The 16,905-nt window shown below is 66.6% G+C and carries 15 protein-coding genes and 1 pseudogene; 10 read left to right on the top strand and 6 right to left on the bottom strand.

Annotated features, from left to right (window positions below; translation table 11 throughout):
* Positions 1-13 precede the first annotated feature (13 nt).
* Both hemL and thiD read right to left on the bottom strand, forming a co-directional pair.
* Positions 14-1,309, bottom strand: a complete 1,296-nt coding sequence (gene hemL / locus EDC36_RS03830; RefSeq protein ID WP_132961930.1) for a glutamate-1-semialdehyde 2,1-aminomutase — start codon at positions 1,307-1,309, stop codon at positions 14-16.
* Entirely contained in the window at positions 1,306-2,166 is an 861-nt protein-coding gene (gene thiD / locus EDC36_RS03825; RefSeq protein ID WP_132961929.1) for a bifunctional hydroxymethylpyrimidine kinase/phosphomethylpyrimidine kinase, read from the bottom strand. The genes hemL and thiD overlap by 4 nt, the downstream gene beginning before the upstream one ends.
* A 59-nt stretch (positions 2,167-2,225) precedes the next feature.
* Between thiD and EDC36_RS03820 the strand changes: the two genes are divergently transcribed.
* Positions 2,226-2,402, top strand: coding sequence for a rubredoxin (locus EDC36_RS03820; RefSeq protein WP_132961928.1), 177 nt, complete (start codon positions 2,226-2,228; stop codon positions 2,400-2,402).
* 28 nt (positions 2,403-2,430) lie between these two features.
* Here EDC36_RS03820 and EDC36_RS03815 read toward each other — a convergent pair whose 3' ends face one another.
* Together EDC36_RS03815 and EDC36_RS03810 are read right to left on the bottom strand one after the other, a co-directional pair.
* Positions 2,431-4,068, bottom strand: coding sequence for an ATP-binding protein (locus EDC36_RS03815; RefSeq protein ID WP_132961927.1), 1,638 nt, complete (start codon positions 4,066-4,068; stop codon positions 2,431-2,433).
* Positions 4,069-4,090: 22 nt separating this feature from the next.
* Positions 4,091-5,605, bottom strand: a complete 1,515-nt coding sequence (locus EDC36_RS03810; RefSeq protein WP_132961926.1) for a cryptochrome/photolyase family protein — start codon at positions 5,603-5,605, stop codon at positions 4,091-4,093.
* A gap of 26 nt (positions 5,606-5,631) precedes the next feature.
* On the opposite strand from EDC36_RS03810, the gene EDC36_RS03805 reads away from it, so the two are divergent.
* Genes EDC36_RS03805 through EDC36_RS03780 form a run of 6 tightly spaced genes read left to right on the top strand, consistent with a single transcriptional unit; the run spans position 5,632 to position 10,522 of the window.
* Positions 5,632-6,276 (top strand): YqgE/AlgH family protein, encoded by a 645-nt coding sequence (locus tag EDC36_RS03805; protein ID WP_132961925.1) that lies wholly within the window; start codon positions 5,632-5,634, stop codon positions 6,274-6,276.
* Positions 6,243-6,683, top strand: a complete 441-nt coding sequence (gene ruvX, locus EDC36_RS03800; RefSeq protein WP_132961924.1) for a Holliday junction resolvase RuvX — start codon at positions 6,243-6,245, stop codon at positions 6,681-6,683. Before EDC36_RS03805 ends, ruvX begins: the two co-directional genes overlap by 34 nt.
* A complete protein-coding gene (gene pyrR, locus EDC36_RS03795) occupies positions 6,680-7,228 on the top strand; it encodes a bifunctional pyr operon transcriptional regulator/uracil phosphoribosyltransferase PyrR (protein WP_132961923.1) in 549 nt (182 codons plus the stop codon). The genes ruvX and pyrR overlap by 4 nt, the downstream gene beginning before the upstream one ends.
* Complete coding sequence (locus EDC36_RS03790) at positions 7,225-8,184, top strand: aspartate carbamoyltransferase catalytic subunit (protein WP_132961922.1); 960 nt, start codon at positions 7,225-7,227, stop codon at positions 8,182-8,184. Before pyrR ends, EDC36_RS03790 begins: the two co-directional genes overlap by 4 nt.
* The gene (locus tag EDC36_RS03785; protein ID WP_132961921.1) at positions 8,181-9,500 is read left to right on the top strand and encodes a dihydroorotase; all 1,320 of its coding nucleotides are present in this window, start codon (positions 8,181-8,183) and stop codon (positions 9,498-9,500) included. Before EDC36_RS03790 ends, EDC36_RS03785 begins: the two co-directional genes overlap by 4 nt.
* Positions 9,500-10,522, top strand: coding sequence for a DUF475 domain-containing protein (locus EDC36_RS03780; RefSeq protein WP_207895043.1), 1,023 nt, complete (start codon positions 9,500-9,502; stop codon positions 10,520-10,522). Before EDC36_RS03785 ends, EDC36_RS03780 begins: the two co-directional genes overlap by 1 nt.
* On the opposite strand, the gene EDC36_RS03775 is transcribed toward EDC36_RS03780, so the two are convergent.
* Positions 10,507-11,166 carry a hypothetical protein gene (locus EDC36_RS03775; RefSeq protein ID WP_313905130.1) on the bottom strand — a complete coding sequence of 220 codons (660 nt, stop codon included), beginning with the start codon at positions 11,164-11,166 and terminating at the stop codon, positions 10,507-10,509. The genes EDC36_RS03780 and EDC36_RS03775 overlap by 16 nt on opposite strands.
* A gap of 515 nt (positions 11,167-11,681) precedes the next feature.
* Positions 11,682-12,663, bottom strand: a protein-coding gene (locus EDC36_RS03765) for an IS5 family transposase (protein ID WP_132961918.1) whose coding sequence is annotated in 2 segments (ribosomal slippage) — positions 11,682-11,852 and positions 11,854-12,663 — 981 coding nt in all. Because the reading frame shifts where the segments join, the coding sequence is not laid out codon by codon here.
* A gap of 62 nt (positions 12,664-12,725) precedes the next feature.
* Between EDC36_RS03765 and EDC36_RS03760 the strand changes: the two genes are divergently transcribed.
* The 3 genes and pseudogenes from EDC36_RS03760 (at position 12,726) to EDC36_RS03750 (ending at position 16,718) form a co-directional block, all read left to right on the top strand.
* A complete protein-coding gene (locus EDC36_RS03760; RefSeq protein ID WP_132961917.1) occupies positions 12,726-14,117 on the top strand; it encodes a lipid II flippase MurJ in 1,392 nt (463 codons plus the stop codon).
* Positions 14,107-15,093 (top strand): glycosyltransferase family 2 protein, encoded by a 987-nt coding sequence (locus EDC36_RS03755; protein ID WP_132961916.1) that lies wholly within the window; start codon positions 14,107-14,109, stop codon positions 15,091-15,093. Before EDC36_RS03760 ends, EDC36_RS03755 begins: the two co-directional genes overlap by 11 nt.
* 147 nt (positions 15,094-15,240) lie before the next feature.
* Positions 15,241-16,718, top strand: a pseudogene (locus EDC36_RS03750) (IS5 family transposase).
* The last annotated feature ends 187 nt before the right edge of the window (positions 16,719-16,905 follow it).

The following is a 16,905-nucleotide window of genomic DNA, read 5'->3' as shown; positions in this document are numbered from 1 at the left end:
GTGGCGCGCTGGGTTACAGCGTGGCCAGGGCGCTGCGGGCGGCTTCCAGCGTGGCGGCGATGTCCGCGTCGGTGTGCGCGGCGCTGACAAAGCCCGCTTCGTACAGCGCCGGGGCCAGGTACACGCCGCGCTGCAACATGCCGTGGAAAAAGCGGTTGAAGCGCGCCGCGTCGCTGGCCATGACCTGCGCGTAGTTGCGCGGCAGCTCAGGCAGGAAGAAAAACCCGAACATGCCGCCTTCGCTGTCGGCGCTGAACGGCACTCCGGCGCGGCGGGCTTCGGCCTGCAACCCATCGACCAGCGCGCGCGTGCGCTGGGCCAACCCGTCGAAAAACCCCGGCTGTTGGATCAGCCGCAGCGTGGCCAGCCCACAGGCGGTGGCCACCGGGTTGCCTGAGAGCGTGCCCGCCTGGTACACCGGCCCCAGCGGGGCCAACTGCTCCATCACCGCGCGCTTGCCGCCAAAGGCCGCCAGCGGCATGCCGCCGCCGATGACCTTGCCCAGCACGGTCATGTCCGGCTCGAATCCCGGGATGGCCTGCGCGTACAGGCGTTGCGCGCCGCCCAGCGCCACGCGAAAGCCGGTCATCACCTCGTCCAGCACCAGCAGCGCCCCGTGCTGGGTGCACAGCTCCCGGCAGCGGCGCATGAACGGCACGCTGGCGCGCACAAAGTTCATGTTGCCCGCGATCGGCTCGATCATCAGCGCGGCAATCTGGTCACCGTGTTCGGCGAACGCGGCTTCCAACTGCTCCAGGTTGTTGTACTCCAGCACCAGCGTGTGCTGCACCACCTCCGGCGGCACCCCGGCGCTGGTGGGGTGGCCAAAGGTGGCCAGGCCCGAGCCAGCCTTGACCAGCAGCGCGTCGGCGTGGCCGTGGTAGCACCCCTCGAACTTGATGATTTTGGGCCGCCCGGTGGCGCCGCGCGCCAGGCGGATGGCGCTCATGCCCGCCTCGGTGCCGGAGTTGACCAGCCGCACCATCTCCAGACTCGGCACGAGCTTGAGGATCTCCTCGACCAGCTCGATTTCGCGCTCGGTGGGCGCGCCGTAGGACAGCCCGTCCTGGATCGCCTGTTGCACCGCCTGCAGCACCTGCGGGTGGCCGTGGCCCAGGATCATCGGCCCCCACGAGCCGATGTAGTCGATGTAGCGCTGGCCGTTGGCGTCCCACAGGTAGGCGCCGTGGGCGCGGGTGATGAAGCGTGGCGTGCCGCCCACCGCCTTGAAGGCCCGCACGGGCGAGTTGACGCCGCCGGGGATGACAGCCTTGGCACGGTCGAAAAGGGTCTGGTTGCGGTCGCTCATCGGTTGTCGGTGTCGTGATCGTCGTCGTCGCTGGTGTCGTCGGCCCAAAACAGGCGCTGCGGCACGGCGTGGCCCATGCCGGGCATGAAGCCGTGCGCCAGCGTCTGGTCCAGGTAGGCCAGGGCTTGGGTGGCCGCTTCGCCGAGCTCGGCTTCGTGGGCCAACAGGCCCGCCAAGGCGGCCGCCAGCGTGTCGCCTGCGCCGACAAAGCCGACGTCGATGCGCTCGAACGGCGCGCTGGCCAGCACGACCTCGGGCGTGGCCAATTGGTTGTCGATACGGTCGGCGCTGGCCAGCCCCGTGACCAGCGTGGCGGCCACCCCGTGGGTGGCGGCCGCCCTGGCGATGTCGCGCGGCCCCGGCGGGCGGTCATCGTCCCAGTCGGGCAGCAGCCAGCGCGCCAGTGTGTGGTGGTTGCCCACCAGCACGTCGGTTTGCGGCAGCACCAGTTCGGTGCCCGCTTCCAGCAGCGCTTCGCGGCTGGCGTCGTCCAGCGCTGCCAGCTCCGGCACGTAGGTCACCACCGGCAGCTCGTCGTAGTCGCTCAGGATGGCGCTCACCGCGGCCATGCCCTCGGCGCTGCCCGCCAGTGTCAGCTTGACGGCGTGCACCGGCATATCTTCCAGCACGGCGCGCGCTTGCTCGTCGATCCAGTCGGCATCCAGGGGCAGCAGGTGGGCGCGCTGGCGCGTGTCGCCCACCCACACCGCGGTCAGCACCGGCAGCGCATGGCACGACGCGCTGGCCAGGGCCGTGATGTCGGCGGCTACCCCCGCAGCCCCGCACGGATCGTTGGCGTTGAAACACAGCACGCAGGGCATGCCGGGGGCGTCGTCGTGGTCAGAAGGGGAGGTCATGGGCGGCACTACAATGCCCGTCATTCTATCGACAACCCCTTGCAAGTCTGTTGCTGGCCATGACGACCCCGTACCGTACCTGGATGTGCCTGATTTGCGGCTGGATTTACGACGAGGCCGCGGGCGACCCCGAGCATGGCCTTGCGCCCGGCACCCGCTGGGAGGATGTGCCGGTCAACTGGACTTGCCCCGAGTGCGGCGCACGCAAAGAAGATTTCGAGATGGTGCCGCTGTGAGTCGGGAGGCGTTGCGCCACCGGTCGCGCTAGCGCACGTCCCACCCCACGATTTGCCGCTTGCCGCGGCTGAACTCCACGCCGACTTCGATCACACGCTCCACGCCCGGCGCGCCGCGGTGCTTGGCCGCGTAGTCCTTGGCCTGCAACTGCCGCATCGCCTCGCCCGTGCCCTGGTCGCCCTCCACGACCTTGAATTCGAACACCCACGCGGTGCCGGCGTGCTTGACGGTGAGGTCGCACTGCCCTTCGTTGCTGACGTCTTCAGCGATGATCTCCACCCCGAGGCTGGCCAGGTGGCTGTAGCAGACGCTGGCAAAGTAGCCCTCGTACTGCGCGATCGGGTTGGCGCGGTACCAGTCGTGTGGGATGGAGGCAAAGAGGCGCTGGAAGTGTGCTTTGAGCGCGGCTGTGTCGCCCTGCGCGAGGGCTTGGTACAGCCGCATCGACGCCCCCTGGACTTGATGGCCCACCGACTGGGGCAGCCAAGCGATGGTCAACGCCTCGTTGAGGGCGGTGCGCACCTCGTGGTTGGGCAACGCCAGCGTGTACATCGGCCCACGCGGGGTGATGATGTGCTCGCGAATCGTCAGGTACCCGGTCTGCCACAGCATCGCCTCGGGCTCGATGCCGTCCACATCGAACGCCGACAGCAGCGCCTCGCTGGCCCACAGCTGCTCCAGCCTGGGGGTGAAGAAGCCCTTGCGCTGCAACCACTGCACGAGGAAGGTCGGCGTGCCGGTCTCAAACCAGTGCGCCCGGTACTGCCGCTCGGCTAGCAGCAGCAGCACATCAAACGGGTTGTAGACCGCCGTGGGCCCCCAGGCGTAGCCGTTGTACCAACGGCGCACCTCGGCACGGTCCAAGGGCTGGCCCTCAGCGGCCGCGGCTTCGAACTCCGGCGCAAAGACGGTGTCCAGGTCCTCTTCGGTGTAGCCGCACAGCGTGCCGTACTCGGGCGACAGCGTGATGTCGCGCAGGTTGTTCAGGCCCGAAAAGATCGACACCTTGGAAAACTTGGATACGCCCGTCAACATCGCAAAGCGCACATCGGCATCGCGCCCTTTGATGACGGAGTAGAGGTTGCGCAAGCCCTCGCGCATCGCGCGGGCCACTTCGGGGGTTTCCAGGTTGTCGAGGATCGGTTTGTCGTACTCATCGACCAGCACCACCGCTTGCTGGCCGTGGGCTTCGGCGGCACGGGTGATGAGTTCATGGAAGCGGATGTGTGGGTCGTGACCCGTGTCCGGCAGCTCCACGCCCAGCGCCTTGGCGTTGGCGCTGAGCTGATGGTGGATGTGCGCTTCCAGCTTGTCGGGCTGCTGCAGCCGCCCTTCGGCAAAGCTGAGGCGAACAACCGGATGGCGCCGGCCCCAGTCCCAGTGCTCGGCCAGAAAGAGCCGCGGGCGGTTGGCCACCGCCGGGTCCACCCCCAGCGCCACGGCGGCCTCACCCCCTTCAAAGAGCGCGCGCTGGCCGGCAAAGGCCTCGGCGATGGTGTCGATCAGCAGTGACTTGCCAAAGCGGCGCGGGCGGGAGAGGAAGTAAAAGCTGCCTTGCTCCACCAGCCGCGCGATCAGCGGGGTTTTGTCGACGTAGTAGCAGCCCTCGCCGCGGATCTTGGCGAAGGTCTGGATGCCGATGGGCAGCTTGCGGCGCGCGCTCATGCTTGGGGATGGTAGCGCAGCTTCAGCCGGGGTGACCATCATGGCCGGCCGCTTTGACCACCGCGTAGCGCTGCAGCGTGCGCTGGCGCGCTTCGGTGTGGTCCACGATGGGCGTCGGGTAGGTTTGTCCGAGCTGCACCCCGGCCGCGGCCAGCACGCCCGCGCTGCACTGCCAGGGGGCGTGGATCGCCTCGTCGTCCAGCGCCGCCAGTTCCGGCACGTAGCGGCGGATGAACTTGCCCTGCGGGTCGAACTTGCGGCTTTGCGCCACCGGGTTGAAGATGCGAAAGTACGGCTGCGCGTCGCAGCCGCTGGACGCCGCCCATTGCCAACCGCCGTTGTTGGCGGCAAGGTCAAAGTCCAGCAGGTGCTCGGCAAAGTACTGCTCGCCGCGGCGCCAGTCCAGCCCCAGGTCTTTGGTTAAAAAGCTCGCCACCACCATGCGCAGCCGGTTGTGCATGTAGCCGGTCTGGTTGAGCTGACGCATCGCGGCGTCCACCAGCGGGTAGCCGGTGCGCCCTTCGCACCAGGCGGCCCAGAGCTCCTCGGCGTGGCGGCCACGTTCCCAGCGGATGCGGTCGTACTCGGGCTTGAACGCATGCCCCACCACGTGCGGAAAGTTGGCCAGGATCTGGTGGTAAAAGTCGCGCCAGATCAGTTCGTTCAGCCACGCGCTGCCGCCCGCTTGGCCCTGCGCGTGCAGCGCATGGGCGGCTGCGGCCACGGTGCGGATGCTGATCGTGCCAAAGCGCAGGTGGGCGCTGAGGTAGCTTGGGCCTTTGACGCCGGGGTAGTCGCGCGCCAGGTGGTAGCGCTCGATGCGGCCGACAAAATCCTCCCACATGGCGCGCGCGCCGCGCGTGCCGGTGCGCATCGGCAACTGGCGCAGGTTGGTGGGGGCAAAGCCCAACGCGGCCAGCGTGGGCAGCGGCTGCGCCACGGGCGCGGGCACCGGCGCCAGCGCCGCGCCGTAGCGCTCCACCTGGTAGGCCTTCAGGTGAAACGGCGTCAGCTGCCGCAGCCACGCGTTTTTGTAGGGGGTGAACACCGTGAACGGCCGCCCGTTGGCGGTGAGCACCTCGCGCCGCTCGAAGATCACGTGGTCCTTGTAGGTGTGCAGCACCGCGCCCTGGTGCGCCAGCGTCCCCAGCACGCGTGCGTCGCGTTGCAGCGCGTAGGGGTCGTCGTCGTGGTTGGCAAACACCGCCTGCACGCCCAGCTCGGCCGCCAGGCGCGGGATGGCCTCGGCTGCGGCCGCGTGGCGCACGATCAGGCCGACGCCCTCGGTGCCGTGGGCGCGCCCCAGCGCGCGCAGCTGCTCGTCCAGGTCCACCAGGCTTTCGTGAATGAAATCCACGCGCCGGTCGGCCAGCAAGCCACGCTGGCGCAACGGCTCCAGGATGGCGGTGTCGAACACGAACGCGCACCACACCTTGCGGCACTGGCGCAGCGCATGGTACAGGGCGGCGTTGTCGTCGACGCGCAGGTCGCGCCGAAACCACATCAGGCCGCTGTCGTAGCGTGGGGTGTTGGGCATGGGGTGGACCGTACAATCGGACGCTTATGAGTTCGGATTCTGCCCCCATCAACCTCACGCATCATTTTTTGATTGCCATGCCCGGGCTCAACGACGAACTGTTTGGCCGCAGCGTGGTGTACGTGTGCGAGCACTCACCGCAGGGGGCGCTGGGGCTGATCGTCAACAAACCCGCCGGTGTGACACTGGGTGAGCTGTTCGAGCGGCTGGAGCTGCCGCTGGGCCGGCCCGACTGGGCCGACATGCCCGTGCTGCGCGGCGGCCCGCTGCAAACCGAGCGCGGCTTCGTGCTGCACGAGGCCATCGGCGAGCCGGTGCCGCTGGTGGCCGGTGCTGACGGTGACGACGCGGGGCCCGAAGGCGCCGCGCCCCCCACCGCCTACGCCTCCACCCTCAAGGTCGCCGGCACGCGTCTGGAGCTGACCACCTCGCGCGACGTGCTGGAAGCCGTCTCGGTGGGGGCCGGGCCGCGCCACATGCTGCTGGCGCTGGGCTACTCGTCGTGGGGCGAGGGGCAGCTCGAGTCCGAGCTCGGCGACAACGCCTGGCTGACCGTGCCGGCCGACGAGTCGTTGCTGTTCGACGTGCCGCTGGCGCAGCGCTACGAACGTGCGCTGGCCTTGTTGGGGTTGCAGCCGTGGATGCTGACGCCGGGCGCAGGGCGGGCCTGACCGTGTGGGGCGTGGTGCCCGCGCAGGCGCAAACCTTCCTTGGCTTCGACTGGGGGTTGCGCCGTATTGGCGTGGCCAGCGGCAACCGCATCACGCGCACCGCCAGCCCGCTGCCCACGCTGCACGAGCAGGGCGACGCGCGCTGGCAGCGCGTGCACACGCTGCTGCGCCAATGGCAGCCTGACGCGCTGGTGGTGGGGGTGCCGTACCATCCGGACGGCGCCGCGCACGACCATACGCGCGCCGCGCAGCGCTTTGCGCGCCAGTTGCATGGGCGCTTTGGCCTGCCGGTGGTGGAGGTGGACGAGCGCTACAGCACCACGCAGGCCCACGCGCTCGGCGCGGCAGACGCCGACGCGGCCGCCGCCTGCATCATCCTGGAACAATACCTGAGGAGCTTGCCATGACCGCCCCGCCGACCCCCGGCACCCTGGCGCTGGACGCCGAGGCGCTGTACGCCGAGCTCAAGCGCGCCGTGCAGGGCTTGCTGGCCACGGGGCCGCAGCCCACGCACCTGGTGGGCGTGGCCTCGGGCGGCGCCTGGCTGGCCGAGCGGCTGCAGCGCGAGCTGGGCCTGCCGGGTCAAGCCGGCGTGGTGGCCTCCACGCTGCACCGCGACGACTACGCCCAGCGCGGGCTGGCGCCGGCAGGGGCGCGCACGCAGCTGCCGTTCGACGTGGAGGGCGCCCACATCCTGTTGATCGACGACGTGCTCTACACCGGTCGCACGCTGCGCGCCGTGCTCAACGAGCTGTTCGACCACGGCCGCCCGGCCAGCGTGCGCCTGGCGGTGCTGGTGGACCGCGGCGGGCGCGAACTGCCCATGGCCGCCGACGCAGCCGCGGTGCGCTTGCCCCTGCCGCCCGAGCAATCGTTCGAGCTCACCCGCAGCGCCGACGGCCGCTTCGGCTTTGCCCTGCTGCCGCGCCGCGCGCAAGGAGCACCCCGATGAACCGTCGCAACCCCCAGCTCAACCGCCACGGCGAGCTCATCCACCTGCTGTCCACCGAGGGGCTGCCGCGCGACATCCTGCTGCACATCCTCGACACCGCGCAGCAGTTCGTCAGCGTCAACGACCGCGAGGTCAAAAAAGTCCCGCTGCTGCGCGGCAAAAGCGTGTTCAACCTCTTTTTTGAGAACAGCACCCGCACGCGCACCACGTTCGAAATCGCCGCCACGCGCCTGTCGGCCGACGTGTTCAACCTCGACATCGCGCGCTCGTCCACCGCCAAGGGCGAAACGCTGCTGGACACGATCGCCAACCTGTCGGCCATGGCGGCCGATATTTTTGTCGTGCGCCACAGCGAATCGGGCGCGCCGTACCTGATCGCGCAGCACGTCGCGCCGCACGTGCACGTCATCAACGCCGGCGACGGGCGCCACGCCCACCCTACCCAGGGCCTGCTGGACATGTACACCATCCGCCACTACAAGGGTGACTTCCGCAACCTGTCGGTGGCCATTGTGGGCGACGTGCTGCACTCGCGTGTGGCGCGCTCCGACATCCACGCCCTCACCACCCTGGGTTGCCCCGACGTGCGGGTAGTGGGGCCGCGCACGCTGGTGCCGTCCGACCTGGCGCACCTGGGCGTGCGGGTGTGTCACTCGCTGCAAGAAGGCATCCGCGACTGCGACGTCGTCATCGCGCTGCGGCTGCAAAACGAACGCATGAGCGGCGCGCTGCTGCCCTCCAGCCAGGAGTTCCACCAAAGCTTCGGCCTGACGCCGCAGCGCCTGCGCTGGGCCAAGCCTGATGCCATCGTCATGCACCCTGGCCCGGTCAACCGCGGGGTGGAGGTGGATTCCAGCGTCGTCGACGGCGCGCAAAGCGTCGTGCTGCCGCAAGTCACGTTTGGCATTGCGGTGCGCATGGCGGTCATGGGCATCATCGCGGGCAACGAAGCATGAAGCTGCTGATTCGCAACGGACGTGTCATCGACCCCGCCAGCGGCACCGACCGCGTGGCCGACGTGGCCATCGCCGCGGGGCGCATCATCGGCATCGGCAGCGCACTGGCCGACTTCGCCCCCAACCGCGTGCTGGACGCCAGCGGCTGCTGGGTGCTGCCGGGGCTGGTGGACCTGTGCGTGCGCCTGCGCGAGCCGGGCGGCGAGCATGCCGGCTTGCTGGAAAGCGAAACCGCCGCGGCCGTGGCCGGGGGCGTGACGAGCCTGGTGTGCCCGCCGGACACCGACCCCGTGTTGGACGAGCCGGGCCTGGTGGACATGCTGCGCAAGCGCGCCGAGGCGCTGCACCGCTGCCGCGTGCTGCCGCTGGGGGCGCTCACGCGCGGGCTGGCCGGCGAGGTGCTGGCCGAAATGGTGCAGCTCAGCGAGCGCGGCTGCGTCGGCTTTGGCCAGGCCGACCGTCCCATCGTCAACACCCAGGTGCTGCTGCGCGCGCTGCAGTACGCCGCCACCTTTGGCTACACCGTGTGGCTGCGGCCCGACGAGCCGTGGCTGGGCAAGGGCGTCATGGCCAGCGGGCCGCTGGCCACGCGGCTGGGGTTGCCGGGCGTGCCCGCCGCGGCCGAAGTCATCGCCCTGCACACGGTGCTGGAGCTGCTGCGCAGCGTCGTCGGCCACCCGCCCAGCGCGTCGGTGCGGCTGCACATCGCGCGACTGAGCACCGCCGCCGGCGTCGAGCTGGTGCGCCGCGCCAAGGCCGAAGGCTTGCCCGTCACCGCCGACGTCAGCATCCACAACCTGATGCTGACCGACACCGACATCGGCTACTACGACACCCGGCTGCGCCTGCAGCCGCCGCTGCGCCAGCAGCGTGACCGCGAGGCGCTGCGCCAAGGCCTGGCCGACGGCACGCTGGACGCGCTGGTGTCCGACCACACCCCGGTGTCGGCCGACGACAAGCTGCTGCCCTTTGGCGAGGCCGCGCCCGGCGCCACCGCGGTGGAGCTGCTGGCGGCGGTGGCCCTCAAATGGGCCGAGCAAGACCGGGTGCCGCTGGCGCGCGTGGTCGAGGTGCTCACCCTCGGCCCGGCGCGGGTGCTGGGCGCGCGCCTGGGCACCCTGGGCGCCAGCCTGGGGCGGCTGGCCGTGGGCGGTGTTGCCGACGTGTGCGTGCTGGCGCCGCAGGCCCCGTGGCGGGTCGAGCCCGCCGCGCTCGTCAGCCAGGGCCGCCACACGCCGTTCGAAGGGCACGAACTGCCCGCGCGCGTGCGCGCCACGCTCGTGGGCGGCCACCTGGCGTACGAGGCCCAGCCATGATCCGGCATTTTGGGTTTTCGTTGGCGTTTTCGGCGCTGTGCCTGGCGCTGGCCGCGTGGTGGGGCCTGAGCACACCGCAGGGGCTGTGGACGGCGCTGTGGATCACCGCCGTGCTGGCCGTGCTGGAGGTGAGCCTGTCGTTCGACAACGCGGTGGTCAACGCCAGCGTGCTGCGCACGATGAGCCCGCTGTGGCAAAAGCTCTTCCTCACGGTGGGCATTCTGATCGCCGTCTTTGGCATGCGGCTGGTCTTTCCCATCGTCATCGTCGCCGTGTCCGCCGACCTGGGTTGGCTCGACACGGTGCGGCTGGCGCTGCGCGAGCCCGACGCCTACGCCCGTGTGCTCACCGACGCCTACCCGGTCATCTCGGCCTTCGGCGGCACGTTTTTGCTGCTGGTATTTCTCAATTTCCTCTTCGACGCCGACAAAGAAACGCACTGGCTCGGGGCGCTGGAGCGGCGCATGGTGCGTGCGGCCAAGTTCGACGAAATCAGCGTCTTCATCGCGCTGCTGGTGGTGTTCTCGACGCGCTGGTGGGTGCCCGACGCGGAGCAAATGCGGGTTTTCGTCGCCGGCATCGGTGGCATCGTGCTGTACCTGGCGGTGGACGCGGTGGGGGCGCTGTTCGAAAGCGACGAGCAGGGCGAGGCCGCCGTGGCCACCGTGCAGCGCAGCGGCGCGGCCAGCTTTTTGTACCTGGAAGTGCTGGACGCGTCGTTTTCGTTCGACGGCGTCATCGGCGCCTTCGCCATCACCAAGGACGTCGTCGTCATTATGCTGGGGCTGGCCATCGGCGCCATCTTCGTGCGCTCGATGACCGTGTACCTGGTGCAGCGCGGCACGCTGCAGGCGTACCGCTACCTGGAACACGGCGCGCACTACGCCATCGGCGCGTTGGCGGCCATCATGCTGATGGGCACCGTCGTGCACGTGCCCGAAGTCATCACCGGCCTGGTCGGCGTGGCGTTGATCGTGGCGTCGGTGTGGTCCTCGGTGCGCGAGCGTCAACGCGGCGCCTGAGCCGCCGCGTCCGGCCCGGCGCCCGACTGCGCCACCGCGGTGCGGGCATTCACCTTGGCCGCGGCGCGCGCCCGCGCCTTGGGCTTGGGCGGCTCGGCCGCCGCGGCTGGCAGACGGTCCAACTGCCCTTCGGTCAGCGTGTCGAGCTGGAAGCGCCCACTTTTGTCCCATAACCACGTGTCGGTGTACACCACGCTGCCCAGCCGTCGCGCCGCCGGAAACGGCGCCGCCGCGTGCACCAAGCGCTCGATTTCGGCCTTGACGTGCGGCACGTGGTCCGGCGCACGCATCCACTCCAAGCGCTGCAGCTCACCCTGGGGGCCGATCGTCAGCCGCATCACCCCCACCGCCTGCAGCAGCGGCGGCAACTTGCCGCGGTAGATGCGGTCGGCGTAACGTTCATACAGATGGGCGGCACCGTCGCGGCGGTATTCGCGCTCGGTGCTGGCCAGCGACACCTTGCCAGTGAATTCGGGCACCGGCGCTGGGGCGGGCGCGGGCGGCGGCGCCACCACCACCGGCGCGGGCGCCGGCGCGGGCGCCTGCGCCGCCGGTTTGGGCGGCGTGCTGCACCCCGCCAACCCCAATGCCAAACCCAGCGCCGCCCATGCGGCGCACGTTGCCCCGTGCCGTGCTGTCATCATGGGCCGCATTGTGGCGCAAAGGGCAGGCCGGGGCAACGGGGCGAGCAAGGGCGGCCACAGCAGCCCTGTACAATGCCGCCAACAACACGCCACAACAACAAGTGGGGAGCGGCACACGGTATGCCTGCTTCACTGCGGTAGCTTTAGCTTTTGCGATCAGAGTCATCTACACCCGACCCCGCCTTCACGAAGGCGCTGCGCGCGCAGCCTGGCGGCATCATCGTCGCCAGTTCACCGCGCTGGTGGATCATGCGGCCGCAAGGTGGTGGATCATTACGAGCATTGATGCCGATCCATTTTCTCTTTTTGGCATCATTGTGTGGATGTGGCTCGACGATTGTCCTCCGCGGCACGCCCATGTCGAAAAGGGAAGGTCTGCACAACATCCTCTGACTCGGCCGTTGGCAGTTGCTGTTGCAGATGGTGGCGTCGTGATGTACTCCAGGAGCGGTTGTGGTCTGTGGGTAGGCCGTTTCGGCCCTGTTCGTGGGCCGCTGCGCCCCCTTTGGGCGCACTTACCCCTGCAGCAGTCGCTTGCGCACCATGAACAGGTTGCACAGCGCAAACAACACCATCAGGTTGGCCGTGTTCTTGGCCAGCCCCCGGTACTTGACGCGCCGGTAGCCAAACACACACTTGAGCACCCCAAAGGCATGCTCGCCCTTGGCGCGGATGCGCGCTTTGGTGCTGCTGCAGCGCATCGAGCACCGCACCCAGCAGCGTGCCCTTGTCCAGCGCCTTGCGCTTGGAGGGCATCATGGCCACGTGCCAGTTGACTGCGGGGTGCTGGGCTTGCACTTCGGCGCGCTTGTCCACCCCTCGGTAGCCAGCGTCGGCAAAGACGTCCGACTCCTGCCCATGCAGCAGCGCGTGCGCCTGGGTCACATCACTGACGTTGGCCGGCGTGGTCACCACGCTGTGCACCAGACCCGTCTCAGCATCCACCCCGACGTGCACCTTCATGCCAAAGTGCCACGGGTTGCCCTTGCGTGTTGGGTGCATCTTAGGGTCACGCTGACCCGTGCGGTTTTTGGTGGAGCTGGGCGCCGCAATGAGCGTGGCGTCCACCACCGTGCCCGCTTGGAGCATCAAGCCCTTGTCAGCCAGCTTGGCGTTGACGATCGCCAAGATGCGCGGCCCAAGCTCGTGCTGCTCCAGCAGGTGTCTGAACCGCAAAATCGTGCTCTCATCGGGCAGACTGTCCGCCCCGATGTCCAGCCCCGCAAACTCGCAAAACATCGGCGTGTCGTACAGTGCCTCTTCAACGGCCGGGTCCGACAGGTTGAACCACTGCTGCAGGAAATGAATGCGCAGCAAGGTCTCCACCGCATACGGAGGACGCCCTCCTTTGGGACCAGGCTTGGGCGCATAGGGCTCGATGAGCGCCACCAGCTCCTGCCACGGCACCACACGGTCCATCTCCTGCAGGAACTGACGCTTGCGCGTGTGCTTCCTCTTGCGCTCAAACCCCACTGCGGCCAGGCTCAGTTGCTTCATGAGGTAGAACTGTACCGGCGGAGGGAGGGGTTTTGCAGACCTTCCTTAGGGGGCTTGTGTTGATGACCCTGTTACAGAGGATCGAGGCACGACTCGTCGAGCGGTTACCCGTTCGGATTCAAGCGCGGTTGCTTGCCGCACACGTTGCCAGCAAAGCCATCGTGCGCAGCGCGTTTTGGCTGATTCTGTTCGTGCTGGCAGCCAAGTTAATAGCAGCCGGCAAGGAAATGGCAGTTGCCTATCGCTATGGTACGTCGGCCATGGTCGAAGGCTATCTTTTTGTTTTCAATCTGCTGTCCTCGCCCGTCAGTCTGCTTTTTTCGGTCATGTCGGCGGTGCTTATTCCGCACCTAGTCACGCAGCAGCGCGAAGACCCCGATCGCGTGCTACGCTGGCAGCGACAGGTCACGGCGTGGGTCTGGTTGGTGGCCATCGTACTGGGTTCTGCGGCGGCGTTGGGCTTGCCGCGCCTGTTGGAGGCAGGCTGGCTGGGGCTGGACGGAGCGGCGCGGTCGGCTGCCCTATCGGTACTGCCTTGGCTAGCGGGCATAGTCACATGCGGCATCATAGCGGGCTGGCATGCCTGCCAGTTGATGAGCAGGCAGCAACACGGGAATACCTTTTTGGAAGCGATGCCGGCGCTGGGGGTGTTGATAGCCGTGCTGGCATGGCCCACAACAGGCGGTAGTGCTCCCCTTCTGTGGGGCACACTGCTCGGCTTCGTGCTCCAGGTCCTCCTGTTGATTGGAGTGGCAAAAGTGGCCGGTGCGCCCATTGATCCCTCTTGGCCACCCGGCCGGCCGTTTCAGCGCACGATGATGAGCAACGCAAGCTGGCTGGTGGCCGGTCAATTCATCATGGGCGTGGCGGGTGTCGTTGACCAAGTGCTGCTAGCGCACATGTCGACTGGCAACCTGGCCACCTATGGCTATGCCAACCGCGTAATGGCGTTGGTGCTCACGTTGAGTGCTACGGTGGTTGGGCGTGCCGTGCTGCCTGTACTTGCTAATGAAACAGATGCAGCATTGCGCTTGAGGCTCACCCGCCTTTGGGCGCGGCGTTTGTTTTGGTTGGGGGCCGCAGGGGCCGCGGTTCTGATCGCGATGGCGGAACCGGTTGTGGCTGCGCTGTTTGAACGAGGAAGTTTTACGGCGGCCGACACGGAAAAGACAACCTACCTGTTGCGCCTCATGGCGCTCCAGTGGCCTCTGTACCTTGTTGGCACGATATGGGCGCAATGGCTGCTTGCCAGCGCGCACGTACTGACCGGATTGTGGTGGGCGGCTTTGGCCGGAACGGCGTCAAAAATAGTGACGTCTTTTTTATTGATCGGTTGTCTAGGCTGGGACGCCGAGGCTATATGCGTGGGTCTGGTGGCGGCTACTTTGGGCTATTGGATTGCGCTTCGGGCATCCATGCGGGCACTGCATCGGGAGCATAAGCATGAGCGATAGTCTGGCCGTGAAGCCCACGATCAGCGTGATCGTGCCTTGTTACAATGTCGAAGTTTATATTGATCGAGTGCTCGGCAGCTTGCGTTCACAAACGTTTTCCGATTTTGAGATCATTGCTGTTGACGATGGCAGCTCGGATGGGACGCTTGGGCGGCTGGAGGGCTGGGCGGGCACGGAGTCGCGTTTGCGTATCTATAGCCAAGAAAATCAAGGCCTGTACCACGCGCGTTTGTCGGGTATTGCGCTGGCACGCGGTGAATGGATTACGTTTATGGATGCCGACGATGAGGTGACGCAAGGCCATTTGGCAGCGCTGATGAGTGGTGCCGCGGATGATGTTGATGTTGTGATTACAGGCATTGCGTCGATTGGGCTCGACGGGGTTGAAACCCGGTATGGTCCTCGTAAAGGTAGAATGGGTGGCGCCGAAGCGGCAATTGCGCTGCTCGTTGGGCATCATTCCAATGGATTATTTCCGTGTTGGAACAAGCTCTATCGTCGAAGTGCTCTTGAGGCTGTTAAGTTCGATCGATCAAGAATCAATCAGGGGGAAGACCAAGTTTTTAATTTAAGGGTCTTCCAAGCAATCCGAGGGTTAATTTCGACCGTAGAAGGTTTTACGTATAGATACATTGCTCGCCCCGGATCGATCATGCGCTCGATGAGTGAGCGGCATGTGGCAGACTTTTTCGAGCTCTGGCGAGAGCGGCACGAAGCTGCGACGACCTTGTTACAGGATTCTCGTCTGCAGTTGTCATATCGCCATCGGTTAATGTTGAATGTGATGGATTTTGCAGGGCAGGTGTACCGTTCGCGTCGCCGAGATCTTATGCAACAACTGACCTACGGTTTGCAACAAATGACGCTCCAACCGAAACTTGATCCTGCCGATCCGATTGCGTTGCTGCGTTGGTTGAAGTGGCGCATGCGGATGGAGTTGGGGCAACGTGGACATTTTGTGGGTTGGCTCATGTGAGCAACATGGTCAACATGGATGCGGCGCATAATGAGTCGCCCCTGATTTTTTCATAACCCTTTGATTTTATTCGTAAATATCGAGGCTTTCGGGTATAATTTCTCTCATTTCTTTGCTCTGGGTGCCGCGTTTTCTGGGAGTTTTTCGATGTCTGCCTGCCCCGCCACCGAGGATTTTTTCCGCCTGCGCCTGGACCACATGATCGACCTGCGCCACCCGCTGGCGGTGCTGGGTGCGCGCATGCCGTGGCAGGAGCTCGAAGCGCGGGTGGCGCATCGGTTTTCACGCAAGGCTCGCGCAGGCGTGGCTATGCCAGAGCTGGATTGGTTTGGCGAGCAGGTTCAGACAAGCGAGCGGGGGAGTCGCGCCGGGCGGCCTCGCGTGCCGCTGCGCATCATGATCAGCCTGCTGTACCTCAAGCACGCGTTCAACGAGTCGGACGAAGGCGTCGTTGAGCGCTGGCGCGACACGCCGCGCTGGCAGTATTTCTCGGGGCTGGCGTACTACGAGGATCGGCTGCCTTGCGACGCCACCACCTTGGTCAAGTTTCGCCAACTGCTGGGCGAAGAAGGGATGCAAGAGCTGCTGGCCCAAACCATCAACGTGGCTGTTGAGCTCAAGCTCATCAAGCCGCAAGAACTCACTCGCGTGATCGTGGACAGCACCGTGCAGCCCAAGGCCATCGCCCACCCCACCGACAGCCGGCTGCTGGAGACGGCCAGGGTGAAGTTGGTGCAAGCGGCCAAGCAAGTTGGCATTGACCTGAAACAGACCTTTGCCAAAGAGGGCCAAACGCTCAGCCGCCAGGCCGGGCGCTTGGCCCACGCGCGCCAGTTCAAGCGCATGAGACGCGTCATCAAACGCCAGCGCACCATCGTGGCGCGCCTGCAGCGCGAGATTGAACGCAAGGCCAGCGCCCTTGCAGCGGCTGCGCGTCAAGCCCTGACACAGACGTTGCACAAAGCCGCGCGCATCGTGGCGCAAAGCGGCCAGCGCAAAGCCGTGGATGGACAAGGCAAGCTCTACGCCTGGCACGCACCTGAAGCTGAGTGCATCAGCAAGGGCAAGGCCAGGCAACCGTACGAGTTCGCAGTGAAGGTGGGCATGGCCAGCACGCTCCAAGGCAACCTGATCGTGGGGGCACGGGCCTTTCATGGCAACCCCTACGACGGCCACACGCTGCGCGAGCAGCTTGAGCAAGCCACCATCCTGATGCAAGACACGGGCATGCGGCCCGCCACCGCTTTCGTCGATCTGGGCTACCGGGGGGGGTGGATGCCCACAACCCCGAGGTGCGCATCGTGCACCGGGGCAAGGCCAGACGCATCAGCGAGCACGAAAGAAGGCTGCTCAAGCGGCGTCAGGCCATTGAGCCCATCATCGGCCACCTCAAGATGGACCACCGCATGCAGCGCTACCACCTCAAAGGGCAAACCGGCGACCGGCTGCACGCGGTGCTGTGTGCGGCGGGCTACAACATCCGCTGGCTGCTGCGCATGATCGCCAAGAAGGGCATCCCCTTCTTGCAGGTGCTTTTGTTGTGCCTGCTGCAAGCCGTCGCACTGCTGCGCGCAGGGCGGGCAACGTCGCACTGGAGCCTGCGGGCGGTGGCGATGGTGAGGTGAGATGGATTTTTCAGGGACGACAACTTAACATGTGGCCGCATCAACGGTAGTTGTGCAGGCCTTCCATATAACAACATGCACAAAAAAATAGCTAGTCGTCCCTGAAAAATTCATTTTCACGCCGCCCGCAGCCGCAGCAGCGGCGGGTTGGCGACGCGAGTCTCGGTTGGCCGCAGCCGGACGAGCC

Origin of the sequence: Tepidimonas ignava (genome assembly GCF_004342625.1) — a bacterium.
Classification (GTDB): Bacteria; Pseudomonadota; Gammaproteobacteria; order Burkholderiales; family Burkholderiaceae_C; genus Tepidimonas; species Tepidimonas ignava.
Note: the sequence above shows the minus strand (reverse complement) of the source record. Positions and strands in the feature narration are given on the sequence as shown.

What these genes read in the sequence shown, in the direction of transcription:
- hemL (WP_132961930.1), bottom strand. Translation starts at nt 1,309, where the DNA reads ATGAGCGACCGCAACCAGACCCTTTTCGACCGTGCCAAGGCTGTCATC.
- thiD (WP_132961929.1), bottom strand. Translation starts at nt 2,166, where the DNA reads ATGACCTCCCCTTCTGACCACGACGACGCCCCCGGCATGCCCTGCGTG.
- EDC36_RS03820 (WP_132961928.1), top strand. Translation starts at nt 2,226, where the DNA reads ATGACGACCCCGTACCGTACCTGGATGTGCCTGATTTGCGGCTGGATT.
- EDC36_RS03815 (WP_132961927.1), bottom strand. Translation starts at nt 4,068, where the DNA reads ATGAGCGCGCGCCGCAAGCTGCCCATCGGCATCCAGACCTTCGCCAAG.
- EDC36_RS03810 (WP_132961926.1), bottom strand. Translation starts at nt 5,605, where the DNA reads ATGCCCAACACCCCACGCTACGACAGCGGCCTGATGTGGTTTCGGCGC.
- EDC36_RS03805 (WP_132961925.1), top strand. Translation starts at nt 5,632, where the DNA reads ATGAGTTCGGATTCTGCCCCCATCAACCTCACGCATCATTTTTTGATT.
- pyrR (WP_132961923.1), top strand. Translation starts at nt 6,680, where the DNA reads ATGACCGCCCCGCCGACCCCCGGCACCCTGGCGCTGGACGCCGAGGCG.
- EDC36_RS03790 (WP_132961922.1), top strand. Translation starts at nt 7,225, where the DNA reads ATGAACCGTCGCAACCCCCAGCTCAACCGCCACGGCGAGCTCATCCAC.
- EDC36_RS03785 (WP_132961921.1), top strand. Translation starts at nt 8,181, where the DNA reads ATGAAGCTGCTGATTCGCAACGGACGTGTCATCGACCCCGCCAGCGGC.
- EDC36_RS03775 (WP_313905130.1), bottom strand. Translation starts at nt 11,166, where the DNA reads ATGATGACAGCACGGCACGGGGCAACGTGCGCCGCATGGGCGGCGCTG.
- EDC36_RS03760 (WP_132961917.1), top strand. Translation starts at nt 12,726, where the DNA reads ATGACCCTGTTACAGAGGATCGAGGCACGACTCGTCGAGCGGTTACCC.
- EDC36_RS03755 (WP_132961916.1), top strand. Translation starts at nt 14,107, where the DNA reads ATGAGCGATAGTCTGGCCGTGAAGCCCACGATCAGCGTGATCGTGCCT.